Source organism: Bacteroides sp. BFG-637, assembly GCF_024793605.1.
Lineage (GTDB): Bacteria > Bacteroidota > Bacteroidia > Bacteroidales > Bacteroidaceae > Bacteroides > Bacteroides vicugnae.
The window spans coordinates 1783601-1795605 of record NZ_JANUPD010000002.1 but is presented as its reverse complement, the minus strand read 5'-3'; the positions used below and the strand labels follow the sequence as shown (position 1 = coordinate 1795605).

7 protein-coding genes are annotated in these 12005 nt (G+C 39.7%); all 7 read right to left on the bottom strand.

Features of this window, described 5'->3' with window-relative positions:
- Positions 1-7: 7 nt before the first annotated feature.
- Positions 8-2362: a DPP IV N-terminal domain-containing protein gene (locus tag NXX38_RS07315; RefSeq protein WP_258978937.1), complete on the bottom strand. Its 2355-nt coding sequence runs from the start codon at positions 2360-2362 to the stop codon at positions 8-10.
- Between the two features lie 40 nt (positions 2363-2402).
- A complete protein-coding gene (locus NXX38_RS07310) occupies positions 2403-4109 on the bottom strand; it encodes a PKD-like family lipoprotein (RefSeq protein WP_258978935.1) in 1707 nt (568 codons plus the stop codon).
- Positions 4110-4126: 17 nt separating this feature from the next.
- Positions 4127-4885 carry a DUF4843 domain-containing protein gene (locus tag NXX38_RS07305; protein WP_258978934.1) on the bottom strand — a complete coding sequence of 253 codons (759 nt, stop codon included), beginning with the start codon at positions 4883-4885 and terminating at the stop codon, positions 4127-4129.
- Between the two features lie 43 nt (positions 4886-4928).
- Positions 4929-6443, bottom strand: coding sequence for a RagB/SusD family nutrient uptake outer membrane protein (locus NXX38_RS07300; RefSeq protein ID WP_258978932.1), 1515 nt, complete (start codon positions 6441-6443; stop codon positions 4929-4931).
- Between the two features lie 10 nt (positions 6444-6453).
- A complete protein-coding gene (locus tag NXX38_RS07295; protein WP_258978931.1) occupies positions 6454-9798 on the bottom strand; it encodes a SusC/RagA family TonB-linked outer membrane protein in 3345 nt (1114 codons plus the stop codon).
- 39 nt (positions 9799-9837) lie between these two features.
- Positions 9838-11037 carry a FecR domain-containing protein gene (locus NXX38_RS07290; protein WP_258978930.1) on the bottom strand — a complete coding sequence of 400 codons (1200 nt, stop codon included), beginning with the start codon at positions 11035-11037 and terminating at the stop codon, positions 9838-9840.
- 246 nt (positions 11038-11283) lie between these two features.
- Positions 11284-11853 carry an RNA polymerase sigma-70 factor gene (locus tag NXX38_RS07285; RefSeq protein ID WP_164727186.1) on the bottom strand — a complete coding sequence of 190 codons (570 nt, stop codon included), beginning with the start codon at positions 11851-11853 and terminating at the stop codon, positions 11284-11286.
- Between the last annotated feature and the right edge of the window lie 152 nt (positions 11854-12005).

Here is a 12005-nt window from a genome sequence, read left to right as displayed (position 1 = left end):
TATTGTCTTATTTACTACGGTTAATATCTCCCCAATAGTCTGCACGGGCATCACCTAGCAAATGTTTGGCAAAGAAACGGTACATTTTCTTCTCAAAATACTTATCGGCAGAACCGTACCCATGACCGGCTCCGGGAATGACAAGCATATCAAAATCCTTACCGGCCTCAATCAAAGCCTGCGCCATACGGTATGTATGTGCAGGATTCACGTTCTTATCCATATCTCCAGTGACAAGCATCAAGTGTCCTTTCAAATTTTTGGCAATCTCAGCATTCGACTTTACGCTAAACTTGTATTCATAATCTTTAGTCTCATTGCCCAAACTGTCTTTCACCACTTTCTCTACTTCTCTTACACCGTTGTAACATTCTCCCCAACCACGATTATAGATACTGTTATCATGGTTCCCAGAGCAAGAGACAGCTGCCGTATAAAAATCAGGATAAGTACAGATAGCAGCTGCAGCCATAAATCCGCCACCGGAATGTCCGTAGATACCAACTTTCTGACCGTCAATAAACGAGTGACGTTGAGCCAACTGCTCAATAGCATATTTGTCATCTGCCAACGGATAATCACGCATATTGCCGTAACCATAACGGTGATATGCCTTTCCACGCATCGGAGTATCTCCCCTATGCCCTACAGTAATTACAATAAAGCCAAGTTGCGCCATACGGGTACAATAGCTATCATCCAAGGTAAAGTTAGTAGGTACGAATCCGAAGTATGGTCCCGGATAAACAACCGAGATAATCGGATATTTCTTTTCCGGATCAAAGTTAGACGGCTTCCACATCACTCCATACAAATCTGTAACATTATCGGCAGCTTTCACCACAAAATTTTCCGGTTTCTTCCAGCCAGCAGCATATACTTGACTTAAATCAGGTTTTGCCAGCTCCATAATCACCTTGCCGGTATTATCCTTCAATAATATCTTCGGCTCCATATCGACTCTTGAGAATGTATCAATAAAGTAGCGCTTAGACTTCAAAAAGATTACCCGATGCTGCCCGTCTTCTTTAGTGAGTAGAGTTGCTCCCTCGCGATCCATATTGGACTTATACAAACGATAGTAAAACGGATTGATCTTCGGGTCATCTCCATATCCATAAAAATAAACCGTACGTTGCAGCGTATCAATAGCGGCAATATGTCCGCTTACCCACGGTCCTGAAGATATCGCATTTTTCAGGTTCCCTTGACCGTCGTAATGATAATAGTGTCCCCATCCAGTACGTTCGGAACGAAATAGAATATCTTTTCCATCATTCAGCACTTCCACACTACGTGCATGCGGATCACGATAAGGCTTATCCACCTCATGAATCAGTTCTTTGACTTCCAAGGTAGAGGTATTGACCGAACACACATCAACCTCATCCCATGTACGTTTGGTACGTTCAAAAAAAACATACTTGCTATCCGACGTTACATTAAAAGGCATCACATACTGGTCATTCCACTTCTGTATCTTCGCTTTTCTCGCAGTCCGTTCTACAATATCAATGATTACAAGTTCATTCTGGGTTACATATTTATCTCCCGGAAATTCATACTTATATTTCTTCAACTCCGGCTTGTCCGAAATCGAGTTAATCACCCAAAAGTCACGCAATTTCCGATTATCATCAAGCACAATATATGCATGCCGGCTATCAGGACACCAACGAGCATTAGAAGGAACTTCACCATTCTCCCCCGCATCATCCTCACGAGCATACGAAAAATCAGGGACTCCGTCCGTCGTCAATTGCACTTCCGTAGTATCTACTCCCAATGCCTTGTTGCCCTTCACATACAAGTTATGGTCTTTCGCATACAGTATGTACTTCTTATCCGGAGAAAAATTCATCCATGAATATATCGGCTCGGCATCTCTGTCATCTGCCTTTTTCTCCTGCACCTCTTTCAATTTGCGGGTAATTCGATTGTAATCATACTTTTTCGACCTGTAACTGAATAGAAATGACTTTTGATCTTTTGCAAACTTTAATTCTGACAGATCCAATCTTACCGAATTCACAACCTCATGAGTTAAGCCGGAAAGCAACATAGCCATTTCTTCGTTATCGAAAAGTAACTCCTTCTTTCCCTCCTTGGGGTTGACATAATAGTAGTGTTTACCTGCCGAAGTCGTAAAATCAAACCAGAAATTATCCGTATCATTGATTTCATGCGGATAAAGGGACATACTATTATTAGACAGTTTTCCCCCTAATGTAAATTCATGAAACTTCTCCGCCAATTCATAATTAGCTTGTACTGTATCATGCCCAGTAGAAGCCTGTCCCCATCCTTGCAATGCAAGAGTAAAAGACAAGCTGCCGGCAATAAAAAGTTGTTTTAATACCATAATGGTTATTTATTATCAAAAAATCGCTTTTAAAGCTCTTCTAGAACGCAAATGACATATAATCCATACCGCGTCCCAGTTTATAAAGGACATCTACTATTTTACCAAATGTCTTGTTTTCTTCCGAAGTAGTTTCATTCGGAAATTGTTGCTTAAGAGAAACTGCCGTACACGTACCATCTTCCAATTTTGTTTCTACAACACCGAATATATAGAAACTTCCGTCTTCCAAAGCAACTCCCAATTGCCCATCATAAGGATACTTCTGCCAATATAAATTATTAGCTATATCTATTCCGGTCAAAGCCTTGACAGCAGCAGGTAACGGTCCACCCAATGGCATCAATTCACCTCTATATTCCACATCTCCATAAGCATCCCAACCATATTGACAATAATAAAGTTGATTTCCATTGGCAATGACCGCATAACGCCTGTTTCCAAAATTAGCCATACCACGATAATCATTGATAACGCCCAAAGAAGTTTCGTAATACCAACCTTCCATACAACCAACGTACCTTCTTTCAGCTTCCAGCCCGAAGTAACGTAATTCATATACTGATGTTGCCTCGTCTTTCAACAAAACTGTCCAAAAAGGTTCAGCCCCTGTTATATCATTTCCAGCATCATACGGAGATGGCAATGCATCCACAACAGTTTTCTCTATATTTGAGAAATGATCTTCGCCACTCGGATCAGTGATATTATACATATTTCCACTTGTATAACTAGAATTTTCAGTAATAACCGTACCTTCAGTAGCATATCCCATATCCAAAATACCCACCAATGAATTATCATCTTTCGTCAATGCAAGCATTACATCTGTTTTATAGGAATTAAACTTATAAGCTTGAAATAAACGACTGAACCGAGTATTATTATTCAATCCTATAGACATATAAGTACCTGCATGAAAATCTGTCACATCTGCCTTTTTTTCCCAATAAATTAATCCATTTTCATCCAATAATGCCTTCGACGAATAAGTCATAGCAGCTTCTACTGGAGAAAATCCAGTTGGAATATCTCCGTGAAATTCTTCATCCGTGTACACCTCACGTTCCAACGTATTACCATTAAGTTCAACCCAGCGGTCTTGCTTCACCACCAATTCGTCATACACGCTAATTCCATACTCACTACTATAATCCATATCACCAATATTATTCATCAACCCTTTCGGATTTGAACCAAGATTGGGAACAATATCACGTTTTACTATATGGTAGACCAATGAATCACGAGTAAACGTCTCTCCACCATACGTTGCCTGATAACGTTGTGTTGTGGGCACAATGAAATGGAGTACAGATCGTCCGCCATCATCCGACAAAATCACCCAGCCACGCTGATAGATAGATCTCACATTAATGGTTGTAGACTTCCCGAACTGAACTCCCGTTTTATTATCTGTTACCGCGAATGTCACTTGATATGTACCACTCTTTTCGGCTTTAAATGTATAAGTGGGACCAGTTTCGCCTGACTGCAACTTCTTATCCACATACCATTCATAGCTGACATCGGGTGTAATACTATCTATTGTAAACTTAAAAGTAGGTGCCAATACCAATTCTTCTCCTTCTATCACGCTATAATCCAAATTAAAGTTCTCAAAATTAAACGCACCACCTTGCATCTCATTTATCTGCTTGTAGTTATAGTTATTATCATCATCCAAGCAACTAACTACAATTCCGGCAAAAAGTACTATTACCACATATATTCCTATTCTTTTCATACTTTGCAATTTTATAATTATCCTGCCACTTCCACTGTAATCACTCTCCCCTTCTCATCTTTCACCCAATCTTCCATATTCTTTCCTTCGTTCATTTGCTTCAAAGTATTCTTCAATTTCAATGAATACTTACGCAATATTTGTTTATTCTTTCCATCAAACACCATATCATCTTTCTTCAACTCGTCCAGAAACATCTGATATTTCTTTTCTGAGTATTCACCTAAATAATACCAATCAACTGAATTCCCGGGATTTTCTGTCGTACCAGCATCGTTCACCAACCACCAATCGGGCTGAAACAAGCGGTCTGTAATAGAAATGAGAGCGCGAGAATACAAATAATCACCTTGTTTCACAGCATTTGCTTCTACGACCTGCAATGCCAATATCTTCGTTTCCGTCCTCAACATCGGATCATTCTTCAACGCTACATAAATAGTATCCGTAAGCAACCCCTTTCTAATCTTACAATCTACAGGCAATACATACAAATTAGCTGGTAAAGTAGTACGTTCGGCATCTGCAATTACATTGAAATGCAAATCTTCATCCTGCATTTGCCCGTAAACAGAAACCTCTATCGGTATTTCCGCATCCTCACCTTCATTATACATTTTAAAAGATACTGTAGTAGTATCCTTAGTCATATCGTTAACGAATTTCAAATAGGCTGTATCGTTACTGCTGACCAACAATCCCTTCTCTTCACACGAAGCGAGCATCAGACATACGCTACAAACCAACACTCCCCATATAGCATATTTTTTCTTCATTTTCTTTCCTCTTAAGTAATTATTCTGAAATAGTTCGTCACACTTAAATATTTGATTCCGAATCGGGTTTGGGTAATATCATATTTTCGTCAGTTGGTAACACGGGATTACTATAATAAGAACTGGCAGGCATCGTCCGATTTAACCGTTTATACATATAGAAAATCTGTCCTTCACCCAAAAACTCACGACGAGCATCATTAACCAGCAAGTTTATAAACTCGGTCCTATTTGTTACATTATCAAACTTCTTTGATATCCCTCTTCCTTTCTTCACCAATTCTAAATACCCCTGTGCTTCTTGGGGATTAGTATCAAAAATCGCTTCAGCGGCAATATAATACACTTCAGACATACGTATCATAGGAATCGTCCGGTTATTTATTATTCCGATAGTAGTACTTTCCGTCTGTTTGTAATATTTCAAAGTACGATAATAATATCCATAATACTTCTCTTCCAATTGATACTTAAATCGCCAGTCACTATCCTTCTCATCTCCATATAACTCTTTTGCCACCTCACTATCAAGACACAAATAACGTTCCTCGTTAGCCCCATCAGAACTATGGTTTATTTCCTGATCCCATTCCACCAATTCCTTGGGAGAATAAAGCCCAAAAATCATATTATCATACATCTTCATATTCCCATTCCTGAAACCATATGAACTAGTAGATGCTTTGAAATAACCTGTTTTATTTTCTTCATCAATAATTTTCTTGGCTTCGGCATAAGCTTCCGCATTCTTTCCTGCATACAAGTAAACACGAGCTAATTCCGCCGTTACCGCATAATAATTCAGACGATAGCCTCGAGACTCCGCAAACAGTGTTTGCGAGACCCCGGCAATGTTAAATCTGTAGTTTGTACCCATACTAGATTCTTTATCGACTTCTTCCAATATACGCTGCGCTTCCTTCAGATCGGCAATAATCTGTCCTAAGCAATAACTAACCGTCTGATGATCGTTAATATAGCTGGGATAAACATTGACATAAGGAATAAAAGTACGGTTATCTTCTCTAAAACCAACAGATGAAGGAGACGGAGCATAAATACGAAGCAAATCAAATTGTACAAATGCACGCAATCCAATAGCTTCTCCCAAAATCATCTGACGTTCACTGTCAAGCCCATAGAAAAGACTGGGGTCAGCTTGAGTCGCTTGCTGAACCAATTCATTACAATTAGCAACCACATTCCAAGCAGCCTTCCACATTGCGTCAGTAACAGGAACCAATTCAGTATTTTTAAATGCAAGGTCGGCTATTTTTTTCATGGGAGTTCCACCAGCTGTACTTGGGGCTTGATCCATATAATAAGACTGCGCCCAAGCATCCAGGATTCCCCAAGTAAGGTTACTTCCATACAAATCGAAAGTAGCCATTTTCCGATAAATACCGTTCATCGCTGTACGGAAACCATCACCGGAAGAGAACAAATATTCCTCCTTTATCTCATCGGAAGGATAAAGGTTCAGCCAATCTGAACACGAAGCAAGTGTCAGGGCTGCAAACGCAAAAGAAATAAACGTATTATATATTTTTTGTATCATAATGGTATACTTAGAATTGTGCTTTAATAGAAAAATCGACTGTCCATGACTTCGGATAGCTTAAGCCTCGCTCCTGACGGATAGAATTCCAGTTAATAAAATCGCGTGTACTTGCTTCCAACCGAAGCATGTTCATCCCCAAATGTTTCTTTATCCATTCGCGATTGAAATCATAGCTCAAAGTTAATGCGCTCAAACGCAGATAAGCCTTATCCTGAACGAAGCGTGAAGTCGGCATAGTGACATAATCGGCATCTTTAATATCCTTAAACTGAGCAATATCTCCCGGTTGTTTCCATCTGTCGGTCAACACACGCAAATCTACGTTTTGATATTGTATTCTAGCGTTTTCTACTCGGTCTACCAAAGTCTGGTTATACTCCTGCCCACCCCATTCATATTGGAAAGCAGCAAACAAGCTCCATGCTTTATAGGCAACATTGAATCCGACAGAGCCGTTGAATTTAGGTTCAGTATTACCAACAACCACTTCTTGAGTGGCATTCCAAGTATCGGACACGCTGCCATCACGGTTCAGGAATATTTCTTTACCCGTAGTGGGATCAATACCCAAAGACTTCACTGCCCAAATAGAAGTCAGTGACTGCCCTTCCTCATATTGAGCTATAGGCACCCCGTATTGAGGATCATAGCTACTATACGCTTGTTCATTTATTGCTTTCTGATAAAAATCCTTCACGCGTTGATTATAGGCACGTTGCGAGTCGGAGATTTTCATAATTTTGTTTTTGTTGTGTGCCATATTTCCCCACAAAGCTACTAACCAGTCACGATTACGAAGTACTTCACCACGTACCTGTAACTCGAATCCCTGATTCAGCACTTCACCCATATTATCCTTATAACTAGAGAAACCAGACGTTTGAGACAGGCTGACATCGTTAACTACATCAATTGTTTTATCATGATAATAATCAGCATCCACTGTCAAACGCCGGTTCAGAAATTGCATTTCAATACCCACATTAAACTTATCAGTCTTTTCCCAACTTAGATTATTATTTCCTAAAGCTTTCAATACTGCGCCAAAACCTGTTGCATACCATTCATCAAAAAGCGCCTCATACATGGTTGTAGCAGCATAAGACGGAAAACTAGCTTTACCAGTCCGCCCATACGATGCACGTACCTTCAATTTATTAACTATCTCATTACCTTTCAAGAACTCATAATTATGGATGTTCACCCCCAAACCTCCGGAAAAGAACGGCGCCCAGCGTTGTTTGGAACCGAAATCAGAAGAACCGTCAAAACGAACGGAGAAGTCAGCCAGATAGATGTCGTTCCATGTATAGTTTCCGGTAGCCCACGTACTGACCATACGTGAAGTTCCTTCAGTACGTGACGGCTTTTCATATATCTCGGCCGCATAATTTGGTGAATGGAACTGTCCATTCGGGAATCCACGGTAATGAGCGTTCGTTGCATCTGAAGAACCGGAAGATGCCTCCCAAGCTACAGACAGATTCAAATTATGTTTATTGAATGAACGCGTATAATATAAAGCTGCATTTGCATTCCAACTCAAGTTGTTTCCATTGTCTACATACAGATCACCCAAGTTATGCCCACCATCATTAGGAGAAGCGGTTGTTTTTGAAGATAATGGATCTATGAACCGTTCTCCATTAGAATACTTGCGGTTCACACTGAATTGGCCTCTGACGGTCCAGTAATCAGTCAAATACCAATTCAAGCTCAAATTATTGGATACTTCATCATAAGCACTCCAAGTATAATTACCAAGAGTTGCTTCATATAATGGATTTTTAGCCGTACGTCCGCCACTAACTTGCGAAAATTTTAAATTCTCTTTTAATGTTCCATCATTATTATAGGGGGTATCATACGGCTGCAGAATGGTATAATCACTAAAAGAGCCATAAGGCGACTCTTTAGATTTGGAATGAGTAAACGATACCGTGTTTTTCACTTGCAAAGACTTCATTCGATAATCCAAAGAGAAGCCAACACTGTAACGATCACGACCGGAACCTTTCATCACACCGTTCGCTCCATTATAAGATGCATCTACACCCCAACGCAAATTCTGCGTACCTCCTTCTATAAAGAGACTGTGTTTATGATCGAATGCATTTCGTAGAGGCAATACCATCCAGTCAGTATCCACACCACGTTGAATCTCAGCAAACTTCCGGTTGTAATCATAGATCTCAGTACCAAAATCATTATTATCGAAAAGTCCGGCAAGACGTTCCATTTCCAGTTTCTCCGAAGCGTTCGCCAAACTATAGTCGCGCAAATCGGGCATTTCCAATGTACCGGTGAAATTGTAAGAAACACGAACTTCGCCCGGTTTCGGAACAACCGTAGTGATTACCACCACGCCATTAGCAGCACGCGAACCGTAAATAGCCGTAGCAGCAGCGTCTTTCAATATAGTCATACTTTCTATGCGGCTAGGATCCAAGTCATATACCTTTTCGATGCTAACCTCAAATCCATCCATAATAAATGTAGGAAGATTCGGATTATTTTCCAGATTCGATTTGGACAATTGATTCTTATCCAAATCTCTGACACCTACTCCTGAACGTCCACGAATATACATTTCAGGTAATGCGTTAGGATCGGAACCAAATTGCGTATTAGTCATCAAGCGGAAAGAAGGATCAAACGACTGCATGGCATCAAGCACATTTGTCTGTGACACCCTACGCAATTCATCACCTGTTATTTGCGTAGAACTACCCGTAAAGCTGGATTTACGGATATTACTATATCCTGTAACGACTACATCCTCCAATGTTTTCACATCGTCCATCATAGTAATCTCAATCATCTTCTTGCGTGTAGCATCTACCTGAAGAATCTGCTTTTTCATACCGATAAAAGAGACTTCCAAAGTCACTTTGTCACTTTTCACATCCAGCGTAAACTCACCTTCAATATTAGTAGAAGTACCCGTACGAGTACCTTTCACAATAATGCTGGCTCCTGGTATCGGTTCCTTATTCGAATCAATAACCGTACCATGGATGCGGTTGTCACGCTTCTCGGTCTGCAATTTACGGACAACAACAATACCGTCTTTCACCACATAATCAAATCCTTGAGGATTTAAAATTAACTTCAGAGCGACTTCCCATTTCTCATTTTTTGCATTAATTGATACCGGAGGAACACCTTTAAACATTTGTGAATTATACAACATATTCACTCCTGTTTGTTTCTTCACTGCATCCAAAACAGTCTCGATAGAGACATTATGCAGATTCAAAGTTACCGTCTTATCCTGTGACGGTAGAGCCCATGTGCTAAATGTGCAACACACTGCCACTAAAAAACATAGCAGCCATCGTTTTTCTCTCATAAATTAATGATTAAACTTTACCTAATATTCTATTTACTCTTAATCTTTCATTCTATCGTATATCAATACTTTCCGACCACTGATTTTATAGGTCAAATCACCTGTCAGTTCTAATGCATCCAGGAATGAATTGATCGCTCCGTTACGCTTCAAACTGCCACTGTAAGTTATATCCCGCAAATCCGGTGTTTCATAATAAACTTGTATATCATACCAGCGTTCGAACGTCTCCATAATCTCCCCTAAAGAACGATTTTTAAAGTTGTACACACCGTTTACCCACCCGACATATTCATCCAAGTCGACGGTACGTTTTTCTGTACCATTGGCAGAGACTGCTGCTTGTTCACCCGGCTGAAGAGTTACCGTTCCTACATTCGGTGCAGAGAATTGTACTTTTCCATGTACCAATGTAGTATAACAAACGGAAGCATCGGTATAAGCATTCACATTAAATGCCGTACCAAGCACCATCACTTCACCTAGATGAGTTTGTACCACAAACGGATGAGATTCATCCTGCACAACCTCAAAATAAGCCTCACCCTCCAGAACTACAGTCCTGCGTTTACCCGCAAAGCGTACCGGATAAGTCAGCTTGGAACCAGCATTCAAATAAACTGTCGTTCCATCGGCGAGGATTACAGTATTTTCCCCTCCACGTGGTATGACAAGTTCATTTGACTTGACTGGCTTCTCTTCGACGTTTTTCTCTTCGTGTTGTGTTGTGACGGTTGGCTCATATGACAGCACTCCTTCCTTATATTTTACCTGGACGCCATCTACTATTACGTCAAATTCTTCCTTACGCACATCAATAATGCTACCATCGGGCAAAGTCAATTGTGCCTGTTGCACTCCCGGCAGAATCAATGGTCTACTTTCTTCTTCAGTCGAAACATAATTCGACATATAAAAAGATAAACCGATTACTAAAAAGATAACAGCTGCTGCAACAGACCACCAAATCCGGAACATCCGAGGCTTCTTTACCTCCGGTTTCATTTGTCCGATTTTCTGAAGGAAAGATTCATAGGCTTTCTTTGATGAATAATTTTTATATTCTTCAAACGCAACTCTCAATGTCTCGCCCTTCTGCAATTGCTCATACACTTTTTGTAAGTCCGGGCATTTCGCCAATCGCTTTTCAAGCTCTTGCTGTTCCGATTCATTAGCTTCTCCTAAAAGAGCTTTCTGTATTAAAGCGGCATCTTGATATACATTTTCAAACTTCTTCATCTTATTTTTCCTTTTTAAATCAAACAACTGTTTAATTTGCTTTATTATAGATATACATAACTTGCGGAAAAGGGTGACAAAAAGATGATATTTTTTTGAGATAAGGAGATAAAGAAGAGGATATTAAACAGAAGAAGATAACATTATGTCACAAAACAGAAGTAATTCGTTCGCTTTTAATAAAGAAAACAAATCTTAATCAATTAATAAAAAGATAAATAAGTATCAAAATGACTTTTCTTATTTTTAGAGAAATAAACAAAGAATTATAGAATACATGGAGTCCCCCAGTCTTTCACGAAGGAATTTATAGCTACGTGTCTTTTGAGTTTTAACAGTATTGATACTTATTTCCAAACGTTCGGCTATCTCTTCCCATGTATGTCCTTCGATTCTCATTAAAATGATCCGGCGTTGTTCGGCCGGAAGTTCTTCAATATGGCAATAGAGCTGCCGGATAATTTCTTCTTTTACCGTTAACGCATAGATTACGTCTTCATCCTCCACGTCTTCTTCCTCGGCGAGAGAACTTAAAATAGTATCATGAATCTGATTATTGCGTATATATAATAAAGTATTATTATAGCAGGCGCGATAGAGATAATTTGTGAGCTCTTTGATATCGGAAAAGGTACGTTTACCTTCCCAAACAGAAATGAAAACTTCCTGAACCAGATCTTCCACTGCATCCGGAACAGGCAATATTTTGGCGACATAAGCGCATAGAGCAGCATAAAAACGATCGTAGAAATCGCCCCATATCTTTTCATCCTTCCGGTTGACTCCTGCTACTATGATGTCAATCTTATCGTCCATACTGTCACTCTACCTATCAAAAAACGAAATAGATTTCTCTGAAATCGCTATAAACACTTACTATAGCGGCATTTATAAATGCAAATATATTGTTTTTTTTTCAGAAACGCAGGCCCAACTAACCTACAAAATAGAAAATAAAAGGCTTCTCT

What these genes read in the sequence shown, in the direction of transcription:
- NXX38_RS07285 (WP_164727186.1), bottom strand. Translation starts at nt 11,853, where the DNA reads ATGGACGATAAGATTGACATCATAGTAGCAGGAGTCAACCGGAAGGAT.
- NXX38_RS07305 (WP_258978934.1), bottom strand. Translation starts at nt 4,885, where the DNA reads ATGAAGAAAAAATATGCTATATGGGGAGTGTTGGTTTGTAGCGTATGT.
- NXX38_RS07315 (WP_258978937.1), bottom strand. Translation starts at nt 2,362, where the DNA reads ATGGTATTAAAACAACTTTTTATTGCCGGCAGCTTGTCTTTTACTCTT.
- NXX38_RS07310 (WP_258978935.1), bottom strand. Translation starts at nt 4,109, where the DNA reads ATGAAAAGAATAGGAATATATGTGGTAATAGTACTTTTTGCCGGAATT.
- NXX38_RS07300 (WP_258978932.1), bottom strand. Translation starts at nt 6,443, where the DNA reads ATGATACAAAAAATATATAATACGTTTATTTCTTTTGCGTTTGCAGCC.
- NXX38_RS07295 (WP_258978931.1), bottom strand. Translation starts at nt 9,798, where the DNA reads ATGAGAGAAAAACGATGGCTGCTATGTTTTTTAGTGGCAGTGTGTTGC.
- NXX38_RS07290 (WP_258978930.1), bottom strand. Translation starts at nt 11,037, where the DNA reads ATGAAGAAGTTTGAAAATGTATATCAAGATGCCGCTTTAATACAGAAA.